The sequence below is a fragment of the Agathobaculum sp. Marseille-P7918 genome (assembly GCF_964248325.1).
Classification (GTDB): domain Bacteria; phylum Bacillota; class Clostridia; order Oscillospirales; family Butyricicoccaceae; genus Agathobaculum.
In genome coordinates, this window is record NZ_CAXTXI010000002.1 from 217,167 (window position 1) to 240,507 (window position 23,341).

Consider the following 23,341-nt stretch of genomic DNA (forward strand, 5'->3'; position numbering starts at 1 on the left):
CACTACCACTATCGATATTTAGTCCCTGCTAATCCCCGCTCAGCCCCGCTTACCATCCTGACACGGTTTTTCACCATCCTTACGGAACGAACGACGATATTGTCCCGGCGACATCCCCACATATTTTTTAAACATCGTATTAAAATGACAGACGCTGGTATATCCCAGACGGTCTGACACTTCGGCAATCGGCAGCGTTTCATGAATCAACAGATCCTGTGCTTCTCCGATACGCCGTTTGATGACATACTGCATGGGAGGCGTGCCAAACTCCTCGCTGAAAATGTGCGCCAGATAATACTCATTCATGTGCAGTCGGTCCGCCACAACGCGCAGCGTCAGGTTTTCAGAATAATGCTCATCCAGATATTGACGCACCCGATGCGCCAAAACGGACGGTGTTTCCACCTTCGATGCGGTCTGCTGTCTGGCGCGGCTGCCGACCAACGCCTGTGTGAGCAGCACCATAGAATACGCCAGACTGCTGCACACTGCTCCCAGATGCGCGGTATCGGCCGACAGCAGATATAGTAGCCGCATCATGTGCTTCACCTGTTCGGCCAATTGTCCGCAAGAGACCACCGGGCAGGTATACGGATCAATCAAGCAGTTCAGCGGCAACCCTTCCAGCTGCACCCCGGTCAGCGCCACGCTATATGAATAGATCTGCCGTACCAACGCCGGCTCCTCTCCATGCAGCACTCCTGCGTTACAGATTACCATGTCCCCTTTGCAGATCGGATACAGCCGGTTATCAACCATATACTGTCCCTCGCCGCTGCATACATAAAACAACTCCAGCATGTTGTCATGGACATGTGGCAGATGAGACTGTTTGTCATTACTGGTTCGGTCGATCAGCACACAATTTACAAATCCCGGAAGCTCTATCATCGGATCACACCATCCTCCCCGCTTGAGAACAATCACAAGATTTCACAATTTTGTTTTCCCGTTTCGGCTTTTTTCATGCCCTGCCGCGCGCTTTTCCCACAAGAACCCGCTAACACCTTAATCACATTTTCTTCTATAATAAGTCACAAGAACAGCAGAGAAAACGCAGAAAGCAAGACAAATGTTGAGAAATCATTGTTTGCTGCATCGTCATCGCTTTATTTTATTATAGCACAGCTCATGGCGATACGCTTTGAAAATCCTGCTTTTTTGATGCATCTATGAGGAACACCCGCTGATATGAAGAAGGAGAGTGCATGAAAATGAAAAAGGTACGTATTGGTCTGTTAGGCGCTGGACGCATCGGCAAGCTGCACGGGGAAAATCTGGCGCATGCTGTACCGGAGGCTGAACTGTACGCCGTTGCCGATCCGTTTATGAACGACGCGACCCGCGCATGGGCTGCCGACATGGGCATTGCCCACTGCTATGACGATCCGGAACAAATTTTCAGCGACGCATCAATCGAAGCGGTCTTTATCTGCTCCTCCACCAACACACACGCTGACTTTATTATGCGCGCAGCCAAAGCCGGCAAGCATATTTTCTGTGAAAAGCCGATCGACACCAATCTGGCCAAAATCCAAGAGGCACTCGACGCAGTCAAGAACGCAGGTGTCAAGCTGCAGGTTGGCTTTGTGCGCCGCTTCGACCACAACCACAAAATGGTGCGCGACACCGTCGCCTCCGGCCGTCTTGGCAAGCCCAACATCGTCAAAGTCACCTCGCGCGACCCCGACCATCAATCCATGGACTACATCAAGGTTTCGGGCGGCATCTTCATGGACATGACCATCCATGATTTCGATATGGTCCGCTATCTGGCCGGCAGCGAAGTGACCGAAGTCACCGCATACGGCGCAGCACTGTCCGGCGCGGGCTACGACCAGTACGGCGATGTAGACACCGCCATTGTGATGATGAAGTTTGAAAACGGCGCGCTCGGCGTGATCGACAACAGCCGCGCCGCACATTACGGCTACGATCAGCGCACCGAGGTGCACTGCGACAAGGGCTGCGTACAGGTTGCCAACGACCTGAATGATCAGGCAATGATCTCGAGCGCCGACGGTGTGGAGATCGCAAAGCCCACTTGGTTCTTCCTCGAGCGATACAACAATGCGTTTATTGCGGAGGCAAAGGCATTCACACAGGCCGTCCTGAACGATACTGACACGCCGGTCACCGGCTTTGACGGCCTTCAGCCGGTCAAGATCGCCATGGCAGCCGCCAAATCCCTACAGGAGCATCGTCCCGTCAGCCTCAGCGAAATCCAATAATCCGGGAGGTGCGAGAACATGCAAGCTGTAACCCCGGTGCAAACCGCATCTCCTGCTGCTCCGCTCTCTTGGTGGACGCGCATCTCCTATGGTTTGGGCGACACCGCATGCAATGTTGTCATGGGTATCACCACCGCGGTGCTGACATTGTTCTATACCGATTATGCTGGCGTATCCGTCGCTGTTGTCGGCCTTGCGATGCTGATTTCCCGCGTATTCGACGGCACTTCCGATGTAATTATGGGTGTGATCGTCAACAAGACTAAATCCAAATGGGGCAAAGCCCGTCCTTGGGTATTGTGGATGGCCGTGCCGTATGCACTATGCACCATTTCGATGTTCTGTATTCCACAATCTACCGAAACCGTGCAGTTCTGGTACATATTTGTTACCTACAACCTGTGTACGACCGTTTGTTATACCGCCATCAATGTGCCATACGGTACGCTTTCCACGCTGATGACCCGCTCCTCCCATGAACGGGATATGCTGTCTGTCATCCGCATGGCGTTATCCCCCTTTGGCAAGATCATCGCCGTCACCTTCACCTTGCCGATCGTCAAGCTGTTCGGCGACGATCAAGCGGCGTGGATCAAGGTCATGAGCATCTGGTGCGTCATTGCGGTCGGTCTGCTGATTATCTGCTTTGCCAACTGCAAAGAAACCGTGCGTTTCGAGGTACAGCAACAGGCACAGCCCAAAGTGACTGCGGGACGCAGCCTGAAAGCCCTGCTGTCCAACCCCTATTTCTGGGCGACCCTGATTCTGTGGGCAGTCACCTGTATCCATACCACCATCATCGGCACCGATCTGCCATACTACTGCAAATATGTATTGGGCAACGACGAGCTGTACAGCTTCATTTACACGGCTGAAATCGTTTCGCTCATTGTCGGCGCGCTAGCCTGCCCCCTTTTGCTGCGCCGGTTCAACAAACGAGACCTTTCGCTGCTGGGTTGTGTGATCGTGGTCGCGGCACAGGCACTCATTATGCTCCACCCCAACAGCTTCAGCTGGATCATGACCATGACCATCATCCGCTCTCTGGGACAAGCACCGCTAACCTCGGTTGTGTTCGGCATGATGGGCGACGTAGTAGAGTATGGCCAATGGAAATCCCATATCCGGCAGGAAAGCCTGATTTTCGGCGCCGGTTCGCTCGGATTCAAGGTCGGCACCGGCGTGACCAGTGCCATCATGACCATGCTGCTCGAAGGAGCAGGCTTCCTCAGCTCGACCACGGGCGGTGCGGTGCAGCCGGAATCCGCCAAGGAAATGATTGCTACGATCTTCTACTGGGGTCCCATTCTGGTCTGGGCCATCGCCATTGTGGTATTACTGCTGTATCGACTGGACAAGATTTATCCCACCATCATGAAAGAACTGGCCGAGCGCGAAGCGCGTGGCGAAATGTAAAGGAGTATGCGATATGTTGAAACTCGGCTATAACGAGGCCACCTGCAAGGAAAATTCCACGGTGGAAAAAGACCTCGAGCTGTGTGAAAAATACGGCTACGACTATATTGAACTGCGTCTTGATATGCTGAAAGAATACCTCAAGACGCATACCGTAGACGATCTGAAGGCATTTTTCGCCAAGAGTCATCTCAAGCCCTATGCCTTCAACTCCATCGAAAACATCAATTTCTGCACCCCGGAGGAGTGGAAGGCGCTCGTCGAACTGTTCACCTTCGGCTGCGAAGTCGCCCAGCAGATCGGCAACCCGTATATCATTGTCGTACCGACCGTTACGGCAGAAATCTGCACCAAAAACGAGCAGGAAGTGTTCGAGGACTCGGTCAAGGTGCTCAACCAGCTTGCCGATATTGCGGAGCCTTATGGAGTCAAGCTGTCTTTTGAGCCAATCGGCGACCGTAAATGGTGCTGTAACAGCGTGCGGCAGGCGCTTGAGATCGTGCAGGCGGTCAACCGCGACAGCGTCGGCCTGACGATCGACTGCATCAACGTCTATCTGCACGACAAATGCGCGGACGTGGGCTTCATCCGCAAGGTGCCCAAGAATAAACTGTTTGTATTCCATATCAACGACTGCGAGGATTTGCCGCTCGGCATCCTCGACCATTGCCACCGCCTAATGCCCGGTCTGGGCGCGATCCCGGTCAAGGAAGTTGCGGAAGCAGTGCAGGCGGTCGGCTACGATGGTCCTGCCTGTCTCGAACTGTTCCGCCCGGAATACTGGGCCATGGATGCAGAAGATGTCATCCGCATGGGAGCGGAAACCACCCGTCCGTTCCTGTAACAGCAGGATTTTCAAAAAAACACCGTTTCCACCGTGCGCCGCCTCCGTGCGGCGCACCGCTTCCAGGGCGCTGTTTGGTATCGATTCTGCGCATTTATCTGGCGTTTTTCTTCATTTTGTCTCTTACGCACACTTTTTGAACAAACCCAAGAAGTTGAAAGAAAAAGCGCATGCAGACTGTTACACTGTAACCAGTAAGTAAGACCGCCACATATCAAACGAAAGGAAGGAATCCCATGTTAGACCCGAATAAAGTAAAAATCGGTATCGCTCCGATTGCATGGACCGAGGACGATATGCCCGAAATGGGCGCGGAGAACAGCTTTCTCCAGACCATCAGCGAAATCGCGCTGACCGGCTATGTCGGCACTGAGATCGGCTGCCAGTACCCGCGCGATCCCGCCATCCTGAACAAGGAATTTGGCCGCCGCGGTATTTCGGCCATCACCGCGTGGATCAGCACGTACTTAAACGAGCAGCCGCTTTGGTGGAACGAGCGCGCCTTTGTCGACCACATGAATTTCCTCAAGTCCATCGGCGCGACCGTCATCAACACCTCGGACCAGTCCTTCTCCATCCAACACCAGTGGAACACCCCACTTGCCAACAAGAAAGTGCTCAACGACGATGAGTGGGAAGTGCTCACCAAGGGCCTCAACCACCTCGGCAAAATCGCCTATGACAACGGCATGAAGATCGTCTACCACCACCACATGACGACCACCGTACAGACCACTGCGGAGATCGACCGCATGCTCGCCATGACCGATCCGAAGTATGTCAGCATGATCTACGACACCGGCCACCTGACCTTCTCCGGCGAGGATCCGATCGAAATCCTCAAGAAGCACCACGACCGCATCGGCCATGTCCACCTCAAAAATGTGCGCAAGCCCGCCATGGACAAGTGCTACGCGGAAAACAAGAGCTTCCTGCGTTCGATCCCGGAAGGCGTGTTCACCGTACCGGGCGACCCGGAGGGCTGCGTGGACTTCCCGACCGTGTTCAAACTGCTCGACGAATACAACTACGAGGGCTGGCTGGTCGTCGAAGCGGAGCAGGATCCAGCCAAGGCCAACCCGCTGGAATACGCGCGCATGGCACGCGCATATGTCAAGGAGCACACCGGTCTTTGATGCGGTTGCCCTACGCAAACAGATCATTCAAATTTTGAAATAAAGGAGCGAATCCCTATGAAAAAGCTGAAAATCGGTATCATCGGCGTTGGCCGTCTGGGTTATGAGCATGCCTGCAACATTGCAAACCGCGTACCCGGCTCCGAACTGGTCGCGATCGCGGATGCAAACTTCGACCGCGCCAAGCAGGTCGCTGCAGAGCTGGGCGTTACTGCAGTATATAACGATCCCAAGGCGCTGTGCGAGGACCCGAATGTCGAAGCAGTCGCAATCATCACCAACACCGCATCCCATGTGGAGATGATCAAGCTTGCGATGGACGCTGGCAAGCATGTATTCTGCGAAAAGCCGCTGGCTGACACGGTTGAGAAGTGCAAGGAAGCGGAAAAGATTATCGCCGCGCACCCGGATCTTATCTTTATGCTGGGCTTCATGCGTCGCTACGACCACTCCTATCAGGTGGCCAAGAAGAAGATGGAAAATGGCGACATCGGCGACGTAATTCTGGTACGTTGCTACTCGCAGGACCCGATCTCCATCATTGAAGGCACGCTGGAATACGCTCCCCGCTCCGGCGGCCAGTTCATCGACATGTCCATCCATGATTTTGACCTGATTCGCTGGCTGACCGGCTCCGAGCCGAAGAAGCTGTGGGCGATCGGCGGCTGCTATGAGTTCAAGCAGTACAAGGATTGGGACGACGGCGACAACGTCTCCGGCCTGATGCAGATGGAGAACGACGCGATGGCGTTCTTCTTTGCCGGCCGCGCGGCAGCGCATGGTTCGCACGTGGAGACCGAAATCGTCGGCACCCGCGGTACGCTGCGCATTGCCTCTGTACCGACCGATTCTCTGGTTGAGGTCATGAGCGAGCACGGCGTATGCCGCGAATGCTATCAGGACTTCATCACCCGCTGGCATGACGCTTACATCACCGAAATCGAAGAGTTCTGCGATTGCGTAGCGACCGGCCGCAAGGCGACCCCGGGCGTTATCGACGGCACCCAGTCCACCAAGATCGCGTTCCGTTGCAAGGAATCCTTCCTCAAGAATGAACTGCTCCCACTGGAGTAATCTCCCCACATTCAATAAATCATCCCTATCCTCTTATCATACTTTGATATGCTGAAAAGGCAGAAGGACGAAGCAAATGTGCTTCGTCCTTCTGTCGTCATTAAGTCATAACGAGGACGCTACACACAAAGCATTGATGACTGCTATGCACATACGTCCATACTTTCTTCTCTAAAAAGCTGTACTGGAATGCATCCTAACATCTGTCTTAGCAGCATAAGGGTTCACCGCAAAGGTATTGTAGGGTGGCCATCAGAACACGCAAGACTTCGTTATATCTACACTGGAAATAATGAAATAGCGTCATACGCTTTGCGATCATAAGTCCGTTTCCAGATGAAATGATCCTTGATCTATTTTTTGCATCTTGCTGTGTGTCTTTCATTATCGTCATTTTCGTAAATGACAAGTTTCCGGTTCCTGTCACAGACCGCCAAGAGAACATCCTGAGCAGAATGGATCCCGTGCTGCTTAAGCTGCTTGTCCAGCCAGGTCAAATCCAACCCCATGCGTTGGAGGTTGCTTCCCAAAATCCGACCGTCCATGATCAACTCAGTAAACAGCAGCTCCTGCTCCGGACACAGATTCATGTCGCCGGGCGTTGCAGGACGCTGGGTGCTCACCGGAAGAATCGTCAGCCTTCCGTTGAATTCGAAAATTGCGGTCTGGATGCTGGTCAGGTCAAAGTATCCCTGCTGCCTGCACATAGTGAGGAATTCCTCTAAATCAAGCTTGGCTTTTTTCAGATTTGCCCGATAGAGCTTCCCGCGATCCATGAGGATCGTGGATGAGCCATAGAGATATCTGCGCGTTCTGGGAAATTTGTTGGTCACAACGCTGAGCAGAAGCGTAACCCCTGCATAGATGAGGATTGCAGCAAAGGGTTTCCATGGCTCCTCGAGTTCTGTGGCCATTTCCGCCGCAATAGATCCGATCGTAATTCCCGTGATATAATCAAAAAAATCCAGTTGTGCAATCTGTTTGTGCCCGATAAGCTTAGCCGCGATAAAAAGCGTGGCAAAGGAGCCCAGAACCGTCAAGCAAAGAGCAAAAACTTGAATATGGCACACCCCCCTTTCTCCATAGTCTGACCGGAATCTCGGCAAACCATACACAGCGGCATCTCCATGTTTTCCGCGCGATTCACCGGGTGAGCATGGAACTCATAGAATGGGGTATCCACAATATAAGGAGCAAATTATATGAAGTTTCATCCTTCTAAGAGGAACGGCTGTGATGGTTTCGTGACCGACCATGGGCCGGCGCCATTTACTGCCGATATCACATGTGCGGCACAGAAAAATCAAAATTTCCGCACCGCTTTTTGGACAGGGAACCACTTGCAAATGACACTGATGAGCATTCCCACTTGCGGAGAAATCGGCTTGGAGATGCATCCTGATACCGACCAGTTTATCCGGGTAGAAAGCGGGCGGGCACTTGTCCGTATGGGGTCTTGTAAAGAAAAGCTGGATTCCCAGTTTTGTCTCAAGGCCGGAGATGGCATTTTTGTGCCGGCAGAAACATGGCATAATATTAGCAACATCGGAGATTGTCCGCTGAAACTCTCCTCCATCTATGCGCCACCCCAGCATCCCAGAGGAACGATCCACCGTACGAAGGCGGATGCCGCGTCATAAGACTCTATCGGCATTTGCCACAGAGAATCCAATTTGCGAAGCTACATGGTGTAAAAATACCGGCAGGTTCCCGCTGGAACCATGCCGGTATTTCTGATGGTTTTATACTTAGATTGTTTGCAGAAAAATCCCGTCCTGAGACAGCCAACGGAAAAACTTACGACAATGCAATGACAAAAATTTTCTGTATTGGCAAAACAGAATGTATCTATCGAAACAAATCAAATACTTCTTCTAAGATCAATGCAATAATTGAGCGCTACATATTGTTCCGAAGTAGCGTCAGCATTTATCAGAGAATGACCGTCCATATTCTGTACATGCTTTTCCACTTTGTGACTGCAATACGATATGCCTCTGTCCGGTTTGTTTTGATGGCGATTTAATATATGCTGCTGTATAGCATGAGAGCCTATATGGCATTTGGGTATCGCCGCAGAAAAAGGACCTGCGTATGAGCTCCGGTGTTATCACCGGACAGCAGACATACTTTTTATACTGAATATCCCGAAGGGTGATATGATTGTCCTCATGGTACAGACCAACTCCGGTTTCAATTATCCGAGATATTTGATTTATCTGTATGCATTTTATATCACCTAGATTTTTTCAGAATAATACATCGTGTTACCCCTGCTATGGATTCCCCCTCGCATTTTCCATTTCCTTTTCTCACGATGCATAACCCATTACACGCAGATAATCATTGACCATTATTACTATAAACCCTGCATTTCTTTCTCTCTTTGTTGCGGTGACAGGCTTTGCCGCAAGGCGATTCTGATCACATATGCCATCCAGATACCAACACCTTTCCCTCATTCTTGTTATGAACACACCATCTTTAGAACCATTTAATCTTTCAGCCATTCCTCAAAGCGTTCCAGCGAGATCTCGCCAGCTTGACAGGCATCACGGTGCTTTTTTGCCTCTTCCGTCCATGCATGGAATTCCTCGCGCGTCATCGTGCCGTAGCGGATGCGGGCATTGTGGGTCTTGTAGGCGCGGTTATAGGCGCGTGTGATCGGGTTGCCGAGCAGTTTCTTCTGATAGACACGCGAAGCACCAACCTCCCGACAGGTTTTTCCTTTTTCATATTCACGGGAGCAGTATTCTGTCCGGTCGCCGTCTGTTGCTGCAAACAGCTTGCCACACAGGCGGCATTCTTTGAAACGTACCGCACGGCGCAGATAGGTGGATTTGAGGAAAACGTATAGTTCCTGCACAGAACGGGGATAGCAGACTTCTGCCATGACCATCTCCTGCTGTGTGCTGTAAAGGTATTCCGGATCCGTGTTTTCGGCCGGCGAGATCCAGCCGTTATAGGCCGCGCGTGTGCGGGCAGGAAGCAATTCCGTGCGGATAGCAGGCAAGCGCATGGGTGTACGCCCCCAGATCTCCCAATACCGGCGGCAGATATCCGCTGTTTCTGGGTTCAGGCAATCGAACAGCAGCGTGTGCGCATCTGCCCTGACCTTGTCCAGTTCCTCACGGAAATCGGTGACAATGGAAGGATCGATATCGTAGAAGCATTTGAGCAGGAGCGGCGCAAGCTGCATTACCAGCAGATAGAGGAACGGATTATCCACATGCTGAAAACGGAACAGTATTTCATTCCATTCCCCCATATTTTCCTCTCCGACCTGCGCTCGCTTTATCAGATATTCATAGGCTTCCTGTAAAAGGGGTTCATCAGTTTCCTTCCAGTTCTCCAGCAGTTGGATGATGCCTTCTCCGTAAGAAAAGGTGTGCCGGTGCAGCATGTGCTCTGCATTGTCGTAAAATTCAAAAACCTCCTGCTTTGCCGTAACAAATACGCGAAGATGGCACTCGGACGGAATGATTAGGTGCATAGGAAATCCTCCACCTCAATATAGAAATATTTATTTATAAAATAATTATACGCCTATTGACAAATGATTTCAAGATGTTATTATGTTTTCATAGAATTATAGTTCTACAATAGACAGAACAATCTAATTTGTCAACTGGGAGGAGGGATGAAGATGAAACGGATCGCATATGAGGACTACCCCGATGTGCTGAATGCTGAACAGATCGCGATGCTGCTCGGCATTTCACGGTCGGGTGCGTACCAGCTTTTGAACCGCGCCGACTTTCCGACATTACAGATCGGAAAACGAAAATTGGCGCCTAAGGACAAAGTTCTTGCATGGATTGATCGGCAGACAGGAGAGTAGGCTAAGTTGGAAACGCGAAAAAAACAGAACTTTTTTGCCCGTAAAACCGTGCGGTAAATCGCAAAACAGTGGGCGGTAATTTCGCCCGAAAGTGCACCTTTTCTTCCCGAAATCGAAAGCGCCGAAAAGGTGCACTTTTGAAAAAACACAGCATTGGGCGGTAATTGCAAAAAACGCTGCTTTCATAAGGAAACGCCCGTCAAGCACAAATTAACGTCGCGAAAATCGCGATTGTTTGCATTAACGCCGTTCCTCTTTACGAAGTTGTTTGCCGCATGGGTATGGGCGGTAATGATTTTCGCGTTTTCAAACCCAAAGAGCAGAGAGGAGGAGGTATCCATGCTCGATCGAACCGGAGCGGCATTCCTCGCCGCCCTGCAAAATCTGAATGAATTGTCCGAACGGCTTGCAGTAGGCCGTGACGATGATGACTACCTGCGTCGCCTGGCAAACGCCGCGCAGGACACCGCCATCGCCGCCCGCGAGGCATATGCAGAGACCCGCAAAAAATATTTCCTGTGCAGCAGGAAATATTTTTCGCGGGCAGATGTGGGAGCAGCTATGACCGCCGATCAACCAGAGCAGACTGATGACGATTTACCAGACGGCTACGAACTGGCCGTACAGAAAGACGGCTCGGTGATGATCCGGCTGCCGATGCACCTGTCCAAACGAAGCAGCTGCACCGAGTTTGTGTGCGAGCCGCTGAACCGGCTGCTGGCGCGCCGGGCATCTGCCCTGCCGCGGTTCCGGGCGTGTACGGTTGTGTTTTACCATTGCTATGCGGCGTCGCATCAGCCCGCCGATGTGCGGGATCATGATAATCTGGAAACGCGCGCGGTGCTAAACGTCATTGAGCGGTATCTGCTGACCAGTGACAGCGGCATCTACTGCTCTAACGTCCAGACGAGCTGCTGGGGCGACAGAGATCAGACTGTGATCTGTATCCGGCCTGGCAAAATCCCGGTTTTCGATCTGGGAACAGAGTACAATGCGGATATGTAGAAACAGCGCCGCATGGCTCCTGCTGCAAGTCAGTGTTGTCTGCGGGCAGCTGCCGTACCATGCACTCAAATTGCTGGGCAGCAATTATGCGCGCACACAGGATGCGTTTCAGAAGCTGTGCCGCGCGGGATATCTGGAAGTTGTCAAGGCTCCGGGTCACAAGAGCTTTTTTGTTACAGACGCCGGGTTTGAAGCCTATTGCCGGGTACTGCAAAAAGACCGGAGAAAATCGAAAGCGTTCATTGAGAACAAGCCGACAGGCACGCACAACATCGAAAAGGCAGTGCGGCTCAGCCGCATCAACGAGGCGTGGCTGTTCTTTGTCCTGCTTTGCAAGCGCAAGTATCAGACGTCCTTGCGAATCAAACGCGAACAGGAACGGCAAGCTGTCCGCAGTACGGACAGCCTGAAATATTCCCGGTTTGTCGGCTGCATCTATGACGAGGAGCGGTTCATCCATCCGGTATACCACTTCGGGAACGGCAACCAACGGCTCAATCCCAACGGTGAGAAAAACGCGGCCGTGCGGCTGGCTGGAGCGATGATGTCATTTGAAAAGGTGATCCTCGTCGAAACGCCAGAAGCGATCGCAGACATTCTGGAGTACTCGCGCTGGGCGCTGAAAAAGGATCCCCGTGCACTCCGGCATATGAAGCTGAACTTACATATCACATGGGAGGACAATGCGATCCTGCTGCCGTTGGATGGGTCGACACAAGCCTTCGTCCAGCGCTTTGACCGGAAGGACTGGCACGCGGATATTGCACAGATGGAGGAACAGGAGAAGGCAAAGGCGGGCATCACATTATCCCTGCTTCAGGGGCAATGGATGGAGCTGCTGGAGTATCTCGCGCAGGAGCCTGACCCGGAAGCGCCGGTGCGCATAATCGCGTGGGATTTTCAGTATCCGGTGTTGCGCGTGCTGCGAGAGCGTGGCACGTTACCGACCAAAGCACGGATCGGGGTGTGTCGATAAATTGTAATCTCGCCCTGCTCCCTTCAAACATTTTATCCACTTACATCTTCACGGATTACCTTATATTCCTGCATTAGCTCATACGTGTTTACTGTAAATGTGCTATACTAAGGATAACAGCGGAATCCATGTGCCATGGAAAGGAGGCCATCATGGCACAACGTAAAAAACGTGAGTCCGGCAGCGGGACCATCACCAAGCGAAAAGACGGACGCTGGGAAGCACGCTATACTTCCGGCATAAATCCCGCGACCGGCAAACCAATCCGGCACTGTATTTACGGCAAAACACAAAAGGCAGTTGCTGCAAAATTGCGTGAGGTGACGCGGGATATTGACACCGGCTCTTATATTGAACCGGCGCAATATACGGTCGCTGAATGGATGCAAACCTATCTTGCGGAGTATACCATGAATTTGAAGCCCTATGCACTGCACTCCTACGAAGCTGTGATACGAAATCATATCACACCGGCACTGGGCAAGATCAAATTGCAGGCATTGAACACGGTACAAATACAGGCCTTTGTGAATTCGCTTTGCCGACCTGTATGCAATGGAGGCAAAGCACTCTCGCCTAAAACTGCAAAGAATGTTTATGGTGTTCTGCATCGCGGGCTGGATCTGGCGGTTCGTATCGGTCTGTTGCGTTGCAACCCAGCAAGTTCATGTATTCTGCCCAAAGTACCGAAGCCGGAGATCAAGACAATCACAGATGAGCAATTAGATCGTTTTCTTGCGGCCTGCCGTCCTGACCCATTTTACCGACTCTATCTGGTCGATCTGTTCACCGGTATGCGGCAGGGCGAAATTCTTGGTCTATCTTGGCCGGATATCGACTGGGAACACGGCTCTTTGTATCTTCATCAACAGCTCCAGCAATACCTAACGCGCGGTGACTGCAACTGCTATATGAACACCCTGAAAAACGGCAAGTCACGCACTATTACAGTAGCACCTACCGTGTTACATATTCTACAGGAGCAGCGACTGCTGCAAAACAGGCAGCGTATGCTGGCAGGTGCATTATGGGAAAACGAATTCAATCTGGTTTTCACGAATGACCTCGGGCGACCTCTGAACCGCAGGACCGTATATAAGCATCTCAAAAAGATACTTGCCAGCATTGGCATGAATGATTGTTATTTCCATACGCTCCGCCATACATTCGCCACCTTATCTCTGCAAAACGGTGACGATGTTCTGACTGTGAAAGAAAACCTTGGACACCATTCTGCGGCATTCACCCTGAATACCTATGGTCACCTGACACAGGCTATGCGCCGTGATAGTGCAGAACGCATGGAGAAGTTGATTCAGACCACCGTGATTTCCAAAAATGCGTGATTGTCGTCAGGATTGTCGTCAAAGAAAGCAATAACCTCAATGTAATTTCGTTTTCTTTGCGATAATAGCAAAAACCGCACTTTATCTTTCGATAAAGTGCGGTAATCTGGCGGAGAGTCAGGGATTTGAACCCTGGAGACGCTCATCACGCCTACACGATTTCCAATCGTGCGCCTTCGACCACTCAGCCAACTCTCCAAATATTCATTTGTTCTCACAAAGGACAAGAGATATTATACCCGACAAATCCGAATCCGTCAAGCACTTTTTCAATTTTTCTTTTCTTTTTCTATCTTAATTTTTTCTCCTCCAAAAACACACCCTGCGCCGATGGCGCAGGGTGCATTTCTTTCACTTCTGGAACTGCGACCGTACTTCCATATACTGCACAATCTCCTCAACCACGCCGTCAAAGCCCAGCACGCCGCTGTTGAGCGACAGGTCGTAATTGCGCGCATCATACCAATCGTGACCAGTGTGATGCTTATAATACTTTGCACGGTATTCATCAATCTCCGCAATCTTGCGTACGACCTCGCCCTCCGGCAGCGAGTCCACTTTCATCGCCTGCTCGAGGCAGAAATCCGCATCCGCATGCACAAACACACGCACCACATCCGGACGGCCCTTAAGCACATAGTCTGCACAGCGTCCAATCAGTACGCACGGACCCTGATCCGCCAGCTTACGAATGATTTTTGCCTGATAATCAAACAGGGCATCATCCCGCAGATAGGCCTTGGAAGAATCGCTCGGCAGTGGCAGATCACCCTTATACCGGCTTTTCAGACGCGTGATCAGATCGGGCTTAAGACGCTCATCTGTAAACAACATCGCATTGATACCGCTGTCCTCAGATGCCATCGTAATGATTTCTCGGTTATAAAACGGGATATGCAGCCGGTCGGACAGCATTTTGCCAACCGTCTTGCCGCCGGATCCATACTGACGGGCGATGGTGATAATATACGGCTTCATATGGTCTCCCCCTTATTCACCCAGATATGCTTTTTTAATTGCGTCATCGCTCAGCAGGTCGGACGCTTTGCCGGTCTTGACAATTTTGCCGGTCTCCAGCACATAGGCGCGGTCGGAAATGGACAGCGCTTTCTTCGCGTTCTGCTCGACCAGCAGCACAGTCGTGCCTGCTGCCGAAACCTCCTGAATGATCTTGAACACCTCTCCAACAAACAGCGGGGACAGGCCCATTGACGGCTCATCCAGCAGCAGGATACGCGGTTTCGCCATCAGAGCACGGCCCATGGCCAGCATCTGCTGCTCACCGCCGGACAACGTGCCTGCAGGCTGGTTTTTACGTTCCTCCAGTCGGGGGAAACGCTGATAGACTTCAGCCAGAGAGGATTCCACCTCACTCTTAGGACGGGTATAGGCGCCCATTTTGAGGTTTTCGCGCACAGTCAACCCGGAAAATACGCGGCGTCCTTCCGGCACATGACTCATGCCCAACCGCACGATCTCGTGGCCGGGCTTTTTGGTGATGTCCTTGCCCTCAAATGTCACCGTACCGCCCTTGGACGGCAGCAGACCGGTAATCGTGTGCAGCGTAGTGGTCTTACCCGCACCATTCGCGCCAATCAGTGCAACGACCTCGCCCTCGTTTACCTCGAAGGAAACATCGCGCAGCGCATGAATCAGGCCGTAATATACGTTAATGTCCTTGACTTCCAGCATTGCCATTGGTTGGTTTCCTCCTTTCTCATTCGCCAAGGTAGGCCGTAACGACCTCCGGATTACTCAGCACTTCGGACGGCGTGCCTTCAGCCAGCAGACGGCCGAAATTGAGCACATACAGATATTCACAGATGCCCGAAACCAGCTTCATATCATGCTCAATCAGCAGCACGGTCACGCCGAACTTTTTACGCACCAGTTCGATCGTCTCCATCAGCTCTTCGGTTTCGTTCGGGTTCATGCCCGCCGCCGGCTCATCGAGCAGCAGCAGCATCGGGTCGGTCGCCAGTGCACGCGCGATTTCCAGCTTGCGCTGCTTACCATAGGGCAAGTTGGCCGCCCTATAGTCCGCGGCGCTTTCCAGTCCGAACACCTCCAGCAGCTCCATCGCACGTCTGTCCATTGCCTGCTCTTTTTTGCGATACGAGCCGACATGCAGCAGACTTTCCGCGAGCGTATAGGTGATCTCGTTGTGCAGGCCGGTCTTAACGTTGTCCAGCACAGACAACTCGGAGAACAGACGGATATTCTGGAACGTACGCGCTACACCCATTTTGCAGATATCGTGCGGCTTTTTGCCGATTAGGTTCTGTCCGTCCAGACGGATACCACCGTCAGTCGGACGGTATACGCCGGTCAACATATTAAATACGGTCGTTTTGCCCGCGCCGTTCGGCCCAATCAGGCCAACCAGACCGCCCTCTTCGATTTTCATGCTCAGCTCATCGACGGCGCGCAGACCGCCGAAGGAAATGCCCAGCGAAGTAACCTCCAGCATTGCCATGGTCACGCACCCTCCTTTTCGCTTTTCTCCAGTTTTTCCATCTGCTTCATGCCGCGCTTTTCAAGCAAGCGTGCCTTGAGCGAGGAGTTGTTGAACAGCATCATCGCAATGAGCAGGATCGCATAGATGAGCATACGGTAGTTATTGACCGCGCGCAGCAGCTCAGGCAGCAGCGTGAGCAGGGTTGCTGCGATGATCGAGCCCCAGATATTGCCCAGTCCACCCAGCACGACAAATACCAATATCAGAATGGACGTGTTGAAGTCAAATTTAGCCGCCGTGATGGTCGAGTAGTTCATCGCATACAGTGCACCCGCCATGCCCGCGAACGCTGCGGAAATAACGAAGGCCATCAGCTTGTAATGCGTGGTGGAAATGCCGATGGAATCGGCTGCAATCTTGTTGTCACGCACCGCCATAATCGCGCGGCCCGAACGGCTATTGATCAGATTTAGAATGATAAAAAGCGTAATGAGAATCAGCACAAAGCCCGAGGTAAAGCTGGACAGCTTTTCCACACCCGATACGCCCATCGGCCCGTTGATGATCATTTTGCCGCCGTCTGCGAGCTGAAACTTCTGCTCGAGAATACTAAAGTGCAGACCGGATGCATCTTTGCCGATATAAAGCACATTGATGATGTTCTTGATGATTTCACCGAACGCCAGCGTCACGATAGCCAGATAGTCGCCTTTCAGGCGCAGCACCGGTACACCGACGATTACACCCGCGATTGCAGCGCATATTGCACCGACAATGATGGCAAGGATCAGGCGCACCACACCGGACGGCACCGCGTCCGCCAGGCTCGTGGTCACCACGATGCCGGAAAACGCGCCGACCGACATAAAGCCCGCATGGCCGAGCGACAGCTCGCCCAGAATACCAACCGTCAGATTCAGCGATATCGCCATGATGATATAGGCACAGATCGGCACCAACAGTCCCTTCATCGAGCTGGAAATGCTGCCGGTGAGCACCAGCGTCTGCACCACAATGAATGCGACAATGACAATGCCAAAGGACAGCAGCGTATCGCGTCCGCTGCGGGAGGCGGCATACTTTTTCAGTTTCTTCATTGTTTTCCGCCCCCTTATACCTTTTCACTCACGCGCTTGCCGAGCAGGCCGTCCGGCTTGACCAGCAGCACAACAATCAGCACCGCAAACACGATTGCATCCGAGAGCTGGGTCGAGATGTACGCCTTGGCGAAAATCTCAATCACGCCCAGCAGGATACCGCCCAGCAGCGCGCCCGGAATGGAACCGATGCCGCCGAATACAGCTGCGGTAAATGCCTTGATACCGGGCATCGATCCGGTTGTCGGCAGCAGGGTCGGATAGGCGGAGCAGAGCAGCACGCCCGCAATCGCGGCAAGGCCCGAACCGATGGCAAAGGTCAGCGAAATCGTCGTGTTGACGTTAATGCCCATCAGCTGTGCCGCGCCCTTATCCTCGGACACCGCACGCATTGCCGTACCCATCTTGCTCTTGCCGGTAAACAGCGTCAGTGCAATCATGATAACAATGCACGCCACAATCGTAACAATCGTTACGCGCGTGATGGTCAGCTGTCCATCGAACAACTGAATCGGATCGCCGCCAACCACCGAAGTGAAGCTCTTCGTGCTCGAACCCCAAATCAGCAGTGCTGCGTTCTGCAAAAAGTAGGAAACGCCAATTGCCGTGATGAGTACCGCCAGCGAGGGCGCCATGCGCAGCGGCTTGTATGCCAGCCGCTCGATAACCACGCCCAGTACCGTGCAGACCACAACCGCAAGCAGTACGCCTGCAATCGGCGGCCAGCCCAGATAGGTTGTGGCACAGAAGCACATATACCCGCCGACCATAATGACGTCGCCATGCGCAAAGTTCAGCATTTTGGCAATGCCGTAGACCATCGTGTATCCCAACGCGATGATTGCGTAAATGCTTCCCAGACTGATGCCGTTTATCAGATGATTGAGAAAGCTCATGGTTTCATACACCTCAAATCTTTTTCATTTCTCTTATCCGTTTGTGGGATGGGGCGGTGGCTTGGCAGCCTCGGTCAAGCCGTCGCCCCACCCCATAATGCCGGTGAACGGGAAAATAGACAAAGGAGGGCCGTCGCAAAATACGGCGCCCTCCTTTGCTGCTCACTTGCGTCTTTTTTGTTCGGGTGCGCGCCGCGCACACCATTTTCACGCTTCAGGGAGAACCGTGTTCCCCTTGAAACCTGTTTTTACATACCTACGTATGCGCCGTTCTCGATGACCATGCCCTTCGGGCTCTTGGAAACCGCACCGGTGGAATCCCAGGTCATGTTCTCGCCGGTCAGGCCGTTAAAGGTCATGGAGGTGAACTGCGCGATCATCGCGTCACACAGCTCTTCGTTGGACATATCCGGCGTTGCACCGGCAGCCTCGAGCGCCTGTGCATACGCATAGATGCAGTCATAAGCGTCCGCTGCGAACTGGTTCGGAACCTCGCTGTATGCTTCCTTGTACTTGTTGACGAAAGAAACGGTCTTTTCATCGGTGGCGTCCGCGTTGAACGGAGTCAGCAGCATAACGCCCTCGGCCAGCTTCACATCGAAATTCTCAACGCCCAGAATACCGTCCATGCCGTCCACACCGAAGAACTTCGGTGCATAGCCCATGGAGTTGGCCTGCGTCAGAATCAGGGATGCCGGGGTGTAATAGATCGGCAGGAATACCAGATCCGCGCCCTTATCCTTCGCATCGTTCAGCTGCACCGAGAAATCGGTCGCGGAACCGTCGGTGAAAGTGGTGTCAGAAACAATCTCCAGACCCTTGTTCTCAGCCTCGGCGACAAACTTGTCGTGGATGCCGGTGGAGTAAACGTCATCGTTCTTCCAGATGATTGCAATCTTGGTACCAAGCTTCTGATCTGCAATGTATTCTGCGGATGCAGTACCCTGGTTCGGGTCGGCAAAGCACATCTGGAACACGTTGTCCTTGCCCTCGGTGGTTGCCACAGAGGATGCCGACGGGGTCAGCGCAAAGATACGGTCGGTATTGATATCAGTCGAAATCGCCTCACAGGGCTTGGAGGTAACCGAACCCAGAGACAGCTGCATGCCCCAGTCCTTGAGGTTGTTGTACGCATTGACAGCCTTCTCGGTGTTGTTCTCGTCGTCCTCGAACTTCAGCTCGATCTGGATGCCGCCCTGCGCGTTGATTTCATCCGCCGCGATCTGCGCGCCGCGCGCAACCGCATTGCCGTAAATGGCTGCGTCACCGGTCAGCGGAGAGGTGCCGCCGATCTTGAACGCCGCGCCGGAAGCGCTGCCGTCATCCGTACCCGCATTATCGGTGCCCGCGGTATTGCCGCCGCAGCCCGCCAGCGTACCAACCAGCATCAAACCGGCCAGCAGCATGCTGAGACTTTTCTTCATGGTAATCTTCTCCTTTACTGTATAATCTCCCCCGCCCCGCAGAATTTATTTCTGTAAAGCGTTCAGATTATTTTTTATTATACTACGGTTTTGTAAAATCGGCATTGTTTTTTTCAATTTGTGTGCAATTTCAGAAAAAACACCGATTATCTTTTGAACAAAAATGCAAATTTTGTGCTTTCTTCCGAAAAACATTTGTCCGCCGTGCAAGGAATCATGCAATCGTTTTCAGTATCACGCAGGTTTCTTTGCACCGGTCTGCCACTCCCCCTGCATCGTCATTGCCGCGTGCGCAAAAAACAGGCCCGGACACCGTCCGGGTCTGCTTTTTTACCGTCTCTGTCCGCGCTTTATTCCGCCCGCTCGAGCAGACAGACACAATGCGCCGCGATTCCTTGCTTTGCGCCCGTAAAACCGAGCTTTTCCTCGGTTGTTGCCTTAACCGACACGCACGAAACCTCGCAGCCGAGCGCCCCGGCGATATTCTGACGCATCTGCATGATGTGCGGCGCGAGCTTAGGTGCCTGCGCCAGCACGGTCGCATCCAGATTTCCCAACCGCCAGCCCTCTTCTGCAATCAGGGATGCTACATGCCGCAAAAGCGCCATGCTGTCCGCGCCCTTGTAGCGCGGGTCGGTGTCCGGAAAGTGCTTGCCGATGTCCCCCAGCGCCAGCGCGCCGAGCAGCGCATCCATCACCGCGTGGATCAACACATCCGCATCCGAATGCCCGTCCAGTCCGGTTTCGTGCGGGATGTCCACTCCGCCGATGATACATTTGCGGCCTTGCACCAGCCGATGTACGTCATATCCGTGTCCGATACGCATATTCAGTCGTCCTCCCTGTTCAAAAACGCCTCGGCAGCGGAAATATCCTCAGGCGTGGTGATTTTAATGTTTTCGTAGCTGCCATGCGTGGCGCGCACGGTTTGTCCCAGTGCTTCCACCGCTGCACAGTCGTCGGTAAACGAACGGTTTTGCCGCTGCGCATCGGTCAGCGCGCGCAGCAGTACCTCCCGCCGGAACACCTGCGGCGTCTGCACCGCCGCGAGCGTATCACGCGGTACATCGGCTGCGATGCAGCCGTTTTTGATGCGCTTGATGCTGTCCTTGACCGGCACGACCGGCGCTGCCGCACCGCATTCCGCCGCCGCGTGCACTGCCTCGGTGATGACCGCTTCACTCACTAGCGGCCGCGCGCCGTCATGCACGGCGACCAGCACGGTATCTTCGGGCGCAGCCGTAATACCCGCCAGCACGGATGCCGTGCGGCTGTCTCCTCCGCGTGTAACTGTGCGCAGCTTGGAGATACCGAACGCACGCGCCAAATCAGTATAGGGCATGATGTCCTGCTCTCGGCAGACCAGCACAATATCACGTACCGCTGCGCATTTCTCAAAGGCAGACAGCGTGTGCGCCAGCACAGGCGCGCCGGCAAGCGGCAACAGCAGCTTGTTTTCCCCGCCCATGCGGCGCGACGAACCCGCCGCCACAATAACCGCACACACCGCAGCGGGTACGGATTTTTTCTTTTTTCTTTCCTGCATATCCATGCTCCTTTGAAAAAAGGCTTTGCTCCACCGCAAAGCCTTCCTGATTACGTTCCTAAATGCTGATTTATCACCCGGGCAATCTCCTCCGGACTGCAGTCCAGCGCGAAGCACAGCTCGGATTCCAGAATCTGCCGCGCAGAGAGCAGCATTTTTTTCTCCCCCGTGGACAGACCACGCTCTCTGTCTCGCGCGGCAAGGCTTTTGACCACCTGTGCCACCTCGTCGAGGTCACCCGAACGGATGTGCAGCATGTTTTCCCGATATCGCTGATTCCATCCCTTGTTCTCACCTCGGGCAATGTCATCCAGCCGCTGCAAAAATGCCTGCGCCTGCGCACGGGAACAGACCGGGCGAATACCCAGCTTTTCGCACGCATCAATCGGAATGAACAGCTGCGTATCGTCCAGCGCCAGCCTGAGAGCATAATACGTCGCGGGCGCACTGTCTATTGTGCGCTCAACAATATCCGCAATCACGCCTGCGCCATGCAATGGATGAACGACCTTATCGCCGATCTGATACATAATGCCTCCGTTCCAGCAAGCCTCTGTGATCTTTTTTATCTTACATCATATTGACGCTATTGGCAAGGTTTTTCACACTTTTCATACCAATCAGCATACCGATGAGCAGCAGCCAGCAGCCGCCTCCTGCGCGCAGCAGCCACATCCCACAGCAAAGCAGGCCTACAACGCTCAGCAGAGCCAGGGCTGCCCGCACGGTCGCCGCACCGCCCGCGCACAAGTGTTCCAGCACCATTCCGCCGTCGAGCGGCGGCAGCGGCAGCAGATTGAACGCACCGAGCAGCACGCTTGCGCCCGCCAGCCGGTACCAACCGCACGCCTGTGCCACTACGGTGAGGGCAAAACTTGCCGCCGGTCCTGCCAGACACACTGCAGCCCGCGCAAACCGCCCTTCCGGCAGCGCGCAGTGCAGAACCGCACCACAGCAGGTCAGCGTCAGCCGGTGCAGGCGCCCGCCGGACAGGTGCAGCACCAGCAGATGTCCGCCCTCATGCACAGCGGCCGCCATCAGCACAAGCGGCAGCACGTTTGTCCGGTCCGCGCACCACAGCGCGGCGAGCAATACGAGAAAGCCGTCCCGTACCTCAACCCGGCCGCGCGTCACGCCAGTTCCAGATAGTCCGACGGATCGAGCGCCATGCCGTCTTTCCACAGCTCAAAGTGCAGATGCGGTCCGGTCGTATTGCCCGTCTGCCCGACCAGTGCAATCTCGCCGCCGCATTCCACCTCGTCGCCCACGCCTGCCAAAATGCTGCTGCAATGCGCATACAACGTGGAAAAACCATCCGGGTGATCGACGATCAGATAGTTGCCGTAATCCGATTCCCCCACCTCGCGCACCGTGCCGTCGGCAAAGGCCGCAATCGGCGTCCCCTCATCTGCGGCGATATCCAAACCGTAATGGAATGCCGGCTCACCTGTAGTTGGACTTAACCGGCTGCCAAATCCCGAAGTCAGTGTGCCCTCGGTCGGTAAAACATGCTCAAACGACAGCGCATGCACCGTGTCATCCACCGTATCCGGGAACAGGCTCTGCTCCCGGCCGAGCACATCTTCTGCACCGCCTGAGGACGCCGCATAGGTGTTCTCCTCTCCGTTCTGCTCCCCAAATACTGCATCCGCGTCCTCTCCACCGAATGCAGCAAGCACCTGATCCACGCCGGGCGTGCCTGCGAGCACCTGCGCGGCCTTCTCCCGTGCGGCGACCGCAAAAGGCGTATCCGTATATTTGACAATCCCCGCGGCAAGCACCAGCGCCACCACCACCAGCAGGCCCTTGCCGCTGCCCGCACGCTTGCGCACCGGACGTTTTCCTGTCATGTCCGCCGCCTCCTTTCACTTGGTACAGCTTATGCAGAGACGGGACAGGAATATGCCGCCGCGCTTTGCCTGTATTTCCTGCGCCGCAGCGCAATAGAAAGAAATAGGCGGCAAAGGGAACCGAAAGTCGCCTGTTTCCAAAACCGGCCCAGCTATGCCGGGTCGGTTTTGACAAACAGAAAAACAGGCCCGGAATCA

General features: G+C 53.6%; 25 protein-coding genes and 1 tRNA gene. 10 read left to right on the forward strand and 16 right to left on the reverse strand.

Features of this window, described 5'->3' with window-relative positions; translation table 11 throughout:
* Window positions 1-39 precede the first annotated feature (39 nt).
* Window positions 40-894, reverse strand: coding sequence for an AraC family transcriptional regulator (locus tag ACESSO_RS04445; RefSeq protein WP_373163839.1), 855 nt, complete (start codon window positions 892-894; stop codon window positions 40-42).
* Window positions 895-1,217: 323 nt separating this feature from the next.
* Here ACESSO_RS04445 and iolG point away from each other — a divergent pair, with 323 nt between their 5' ends.
* From iolG to ACESSO_RS04470, 5 genes are all read left to right on the forward strand, one after another.
* On the forward strand, window positions 1,218-2,234 hold the full coding sequence (gene iolG / locus ACESSO_RS04450) for an inositol 2-dehydrogenase (protein ID WP_346705241.1): 1,017 nt from the start codon (window positions 1,218-1,220) through the stop codon (window positions 2,232-2,234).
* Window positions 2,235-2,252: 18 nt separating this feature from the next.
* Complete coding sequence (locus ACESSO_RS04455) at window positions 2,253-3,650, forward strand: MFS transporter (RefSeq protein ID WP_373163840.1); 1,398 nt, start codon at window positions 2,253-2,255, stop codon at window positions 3,648-3,650.
* Between the two features lie 13 nt (window positions 3,651-3,663).
* Window positions 3,664-4,494, forward strand: a complete 831-nt coding sequence (locus ACESSO_RS04460) for a sugar phosphate isomerase/epimerase family protein (RefSeq protein WP_373163841.1) — start codon at window positions 3,664-3,666, stop codon at window positions 4,492-4,494.
* A gap of 236 nt (window positions 4,495-4,730) precedes the next feature.
* The gene (gene iolE, locus ACESSO_RS04465; protein WP_373163842.1) at window positions 4,731-5,630 is read left to right on the forward strand and encodes a myo-inosose-2 dehydratase; all 900 of its coding nucleotides are present in this window, start codon (window positions 4,731-4,733) and stop codon (window positions 5,628-5,630) included.
* A 57-nt stretch (window positions 5,631-5,687) separates the two neighbouring features.
* Complete coding sequence (locus ACESSO_RS04470; RefSeq protein WP_373163843.1) at window positions 5,688-6,704, forward strand: Gfo/Idh/MocA family oxidoreductase; 1,017 nt, start codon at window positions 5,688-5,690, stop codon at window positions 6,702-6,704.
* Between the two features lie 353 nt (window positions 6,705-7,057).
* Here ACESSO_RS04470 and ACESSO_RS04475 read toward each other — a convergent pair whose 3' ends face one another.
* On the reverse strand, window positions 7,058-7,774 hold the full coding sequence (locus ACESSO_RS04475) for a DUF421 domain-containing protein (protein WP_373163844.1): 717 nt from the start codon (window positions 7,772-7,774) through the stop codon (window positions 7,058-7,060).
* 132 nt (window positions 7,775-7,906) lie between these two features.
* On the opposite strand from ACESSO_RS04475, the gene ACESSO_RS04480 reads away from it, so the two are divergent.
* Window positions 7,907-8,344, forward strand: coding sequence for a cupin domain-containing protein (locus ACESSO_RS04480; protein WP_373163845.1), 438 nt, complete (start codon window positions 7,907-7,909; stop codon window positions 8,342-8,344).
* A gap of 672 nt (window positions 8,345-9,016) precedes the next feature.
* Here ACESSO_RS04480 and ACESSO_RS04485 read toward each other — a convergent pair.
* Window positions 9,017-9,214, reverse strand: coding sequence for a hypothetical protein (locus ACESSO_RS04485; RefSeq protein WP_373163846.1), 198 nt, complete (start codon window positions 9,212-9,214; stop codon window positions 9,017-9,019).
* Window positions 9,199-10,197, reverse strand: coding sequence for a DUF6076 domain-containing protein (locus ACESSO_RS04490; RefSeq protein ID WP_373163847.1), 999 nt, complete (start codon window positions 10,195-10,197; stop codon window positions 9,199-9,201). Before ACESSO_RS04490 ends, ACESSO_RS04485 begins: the two co-directional genes overlap by 16 nt.
* Before the next feature lie 153 nt (window positions 10,198-10,350).
* On the opposite strand from ACESSO_RS04490, the gene ACESSO_RS04495 reads away from it, so the two are divergent.
* The 4 genes from ACESSO_RS04495 to ACESSO_RS04510 all read left to right on the forward strand — a co-directional run bounded on the left by ACESSO_RS04495 (window position 10,351) and on the right by ACESSO_RS04510 (window position 13,872).
* The gene (locus ACESSO_RS04495) at window positions 10,351-10,545 is read left to right on the forward strand and encodes a helix-turn-helix transcriptional regulator (RefSeq protein ID WP_373163848.1); all 195 of its coding nucleotides are present in this window, start codon (window positions 10,351-10,353) and stop codon (window positions 10,543-10,545) included.
* Between the two features lie 339 nt (window positions 10,546-10,884).
* Window positions 10,885-11,550: a DUF6100 family protein gene (locus ACESSO_RS04500; protein WP_373163849.1), complete on the forward strand. Its 666-nt coding sequence runs from the start codon at window positions 10,885-10,887 to the stop codon at window positions 11,548-11,550.
* Window positions 11,537-12,526, forward strand: coding sequence for a hypothetical protein (locus ACESSO_RS04505; RefSeq protein ID WP_373163850.1), 990 nt, complete (start codon window positions 11,537-11,539; stop codon window positions 12,524-12,526). Before ACESSO_RS04500 ends, ACESSO_RS04505 begins: the two co-directional genes overlap by 14 nt.
* A 152-nt stretch (window positions 12,527-12,678) precedes the next feature.
* Entirely contained in the window at window positions 12,679-13,872 is a 1,194-nt protein-coding gene (locus ACESSO_RS04510; protein ID WP_373163851.1) for a tyrosine-type recombinase/integrase, read from the forward strand.
* A 107-nt stretch (window positions 13,873-13,979) separates the two neighbouring features.
* On the opposite strand, the gene ACESSO_RS04515 is transcribed toward ACESSO_RS04510, so the two are convergent.
* The 12 genes from ACESSO_RS04515 to ACESSO_RS04570 form a co-directional block, all read right to left on the reverse strand.
* Window positions 13,980-14,070 (reverse strand) — tRNA-Ser (locus tag ACESSO_RS04515).
* Window positions 14,071-14,223: 153 nt separating this feature from the next.
* Window positions 14,224-14,850, reverse strand: coding sequence for an AAA family ATPase (locus tag ACESSO_RS04520; protein WP_373163852.1), 627 nt, complete (start codon window positions 14,848-14,850; stop codon window positions 14,224-14,226).
* 12 nt (window positions 14,851-14,862) lie between these two features.
* Window positions 14,863-15,570 carry an ABC transporter ATP-binding protein gene (locus tag ACESSO_RS04525; protein WP_373163853.1) on the reverse strand — a complete coding sequence of 236 codons (708 nt, stop codon included), beginning with the start codon at window positions 15,568-15,570 and terminating at the stop codon, window positions 14,863-14,865.
* A 19-nt stretch (window positions 15,571-15,589) separates the two neighbouring features.
* Window positions 15,590-16,348, reverse strand: coding sequence for an ABC transporter ATP-binding protein (locus ACESSO_RS04530; RefSeq protein ID WP_373163854.1), 759 nt, complete (start codon window positions 16,346-16,348; stop codon window positions 15,590-15,592).
* Window positions 16,349-16,350: 2 nt separating this feature from the next.
* The gene (locus ACESSO_RS04535) at window positions 16,351-17,427 is read right to left on the reverse strand and encodes a branched-chain amino acid ABC transporter permease (protein ID WP_373163855.1); all 1,077 of its coding nucleotides are present in this window, start codon (window positions 17,425-17,427) and stop codon (window positions 16,351-16,353) included.
* Window positions 17,428-17,441: 14 nt separating this feature from the next.
* Window positions 17,442-18,323 carry a branched-chain amino acid ABC transporter permease gene (locus ACESSO_RS04540; protein ID WP_373163856.1) on the reverse strand — a complete coding sequence of 294 codons (882 nt, stop codon included), beginning with the start codon at window positions 18,321-18,323 and terminating at the stop codon, window positions 17,442-17,444.
* A 248-nt stretch (window positions 18,324-18,571) separates the two neighbouring features.
* Window positions 18,572-19,747: an ABC transporter substrate-binding protein gene (locus ACESSO_RS04545; protein WP_373163857.1), complete on the reverse strand. Its 1,176-nt coding sequence runs from the start codon at window positions 19,745-19,747 to the stop codon at window positions 18,572-18,574.
* Between the two features lie 350 nt (window positions 19,748-20,097).
* Window positions 20,098-20,574 (reverse strand): 2-C-methyl-D-erythritol 2,4-cyclodiphosphate synthase, encoded by a 477-nt coding sequence (gene ispF, locus ACESSO_RS04550; protein ID WP_373163858.1) that lies wholly within the window; start codon window positions 20,572-20,574, stop codon window positions 20,098-20,100.
* A gap of 2 nt (window positions 20,575-20,576) precedes the next feature.
* Entirely contained in the window at window positions 20,577-21,293 is a 717-nt protein-coding gene (gene ispD / locus ACESSO_RS04555) for a 2-C-methyl-D-erythritol 4-phosphate cytidylyltransferase (RefSeq protein WP_373163859.1), read from the reverse strand.
* Window positions 21,294-21,343: 50 nt separating this feature from the next.
* Window positions 21,344-21,823, reverse strand: coding sequence for a CarD family transcriptional regulator (locus ACESSO_RS04560; protein WP_373163860.1), 480 nt, complete (start codon window positions 21,821-21,823; stop codon window positions 21,344-21,346).
* Window positions 21,824-21,863: 40 nt separating this feature from the next.
* A complete protein-coding gene (locus tag ACESSO_RS04565) occupies window positions 21,864-22,427 on the reverse strand; it encodes a site-2 protease family protein (protein ID WP_373163861.1) in 564 nt (187 codons plus the stop codon).
* Complete coding sequence (locus ACESSO_RS04570; protein WP_373163862.1) at window positions 22,424-23,143, reverse strand: M23 family metallopeptidase; 720 nt, start codon at window positions 23,141-23,143, stop codon at window positions 22,424-22,426. Before ACESSO_RS04570 ends, ACESSO_RS04565 begins: the two co-directional genes overlap by 4 nt.
* Window positions 23,144-23,341 lie beyond the last annotated feature (198 nt).

What these genes read in the sequence shown, in the direction of transcription:
- ACESSO_RS04445 (WP_373163839.1), bottom strand. Translation starts at nt 894, where the DNA reads ATGATAGAGCTTCCGGGATTTGTAAATTGTGTGCTGATCGACCGAACC.
- iolG (WP_346705241.1), top strand. Translation starts at nt 1,218, where the DNA reads ATGAAAAAGGTACGTATTGGTCTGTTAGGCGCTGGACGCATCGGCAAG.
- ACESSO_RS04455 (WP_373163840.1), top strand. Translation starts at nt 2,253, where the DNA reads ATGCAAGCTGTAACCCCGGTGCAAACCGCATCTCCTGCTGCTCCGCTC.
- ACESSO_RS04460 (WP_373163841.1), top strand. Translation starts at nt 3,664, where the DNA reads ATGTTGAAACTCGGCTATAACGAGGCCACCTGCAAGGAAAATTCCACG.
- iolE (WP_373163842.1), top strand. Translation starts at nt 4,731, where the DNA reads ATGTTAGACCCGAATAAAGTAAAAATCGGTATCGCTCCGATTGCATGG.
- ACESSO_RS04470 (WP_373163843.1), top strand. Translation starts at nt 5,688, where the DNA reads ATGAAAAAGCTGAAAATCGGTATCATCGGCGTTGGCCGTCTGGGTTAT.
- ACESSO_RS04480 (WP_373163845.1), top strand. Translation starts at nt 7,907, where the DNA reads ATGAAGTTTCATCCTTCTAAGAGGAACGGCTGTGATGGTTTCGTGACC.
- ACESSO_RS04485 (WP_373163846.1), bottom strand. Translation starts at nt 9,214, where the DNA reads ATGGCTGAAAGATTAAATGGTTCTAAAGATGGTGTGTTCATAACAAGA.
- ACESSO_RS04490 (WP_373163847.1), bottom strand. Translation starts at nt 10,197, where the DNA reads ATGCACCTAATCATTCCGTCCGAGTGCCATCTTCGCGTATTTGTTACG.
- ACESSO_RS04495 (WP_373163848.1), top strand. Translation starts at nt 10,351, where the DNA reads ATGAAACGGATCGCATATGAGGACTACCCCGATGTGCTGAATGCTGAA.
- ACESSO_RS04500 (WP_373163849.1), top strand. Translation starts at nt 10,885, where the DNA reads ATGCTCGATCGAACCGGAGCGGCATTCCTCGCCGCCCTGCAAAATCTG.
- ACESSO_RS04505 (WP_373163850.1), top strand. Translation starts at nt 11,537, where the DNA reads ATGCGGATATGTAGAAACAGCGCCGCATGGCTCCTGCTGCAAGTCAGT.
- ACESSO_RS04510 (WP_373163851.1), top strand. Translation starts at nt 12,679, where the DNA reads ATGGCACAACGTAAAAAACGTGAGTCCGGCAGCGGGACCATCACCAAG.
- ACESSO_RS04520 (WP_373163852.1), bottom strand. Translation starts at nt 14,850, where the DNA reads ATGAAGCCGTATATTATCACCATCGCCCGTCAGTATGGATCCGGCGGC.
- ACESSO_RS04525 (WP_373163853.1), bottom strand. Translation starts at nt 15,570, where the DNA reads ATGGCAATGCTGGAAGTCAAGGACATTAACGTATATTACGGCCTGATT.
- ACESSO_RS04530 (WP_373163854.1), bottom strand. Translation starts at nt 16,348, where the DNA reads ATGGCAATGCTGGAGGTTACTTCGCTGGGCATTTCCTTCGGCGGTCTG.
- ACESSO_RS04535 (WP_373163855.1), bottom strand. Translation starts at nt 17,427, where the DNA reads ATGAAGAAACTGAAAAAGTATGCCGCCTCCCGCAGCGGACGCGATACG.
- ACESSO_RS04540 (WP_373163856.1), bottom strand. Translation starts at nt 18,323, where the DNA reads ATGAGCTTTCTCAATCATCTGATAAACGGCATCAGTCTGGGAAGCATT.
- ACESSO_RS04545 (WP_373163857.1), bottom strand. Translation starts at nt 19,747, where the DNA reads ATGAAGAAAAGTCTCAGCATGCTGCTGGCCGGTTTGATGCTGGTTGGT.
- ispF (WP_373163858.1), bottom strand. Translation starts at nt 20,574, where the DNA reads ATGCGTATCGGACACGGATATGACGTACATCGGCTGGTGCAAGGCCGC.
- ispD (WP_373163859.1), bottom strand. Translation starts at nt 21,293, where the DNA reads ATGCAGGAAAGAAAAAAGAAAAAATCCGTACCCGCTGCGGTGTGTGCG.
- ACESSO_RS04560 (WP_373163860.1), bottom strand. Translation starts at nt 21,823, where the DNA reads ATGTATCAGATCGGCGATAAGGTCGTTCATCCATTGCATGGCGCAGGC.
- ACESSO_RS04570 (WP_373163862.1), bottom strand. Translation starts at nt 23,143, where the DNA reads ATGACAGGAAAACGTCCGGTGCGCAAGCGTGCGGGCAGCGGCAAGGGC.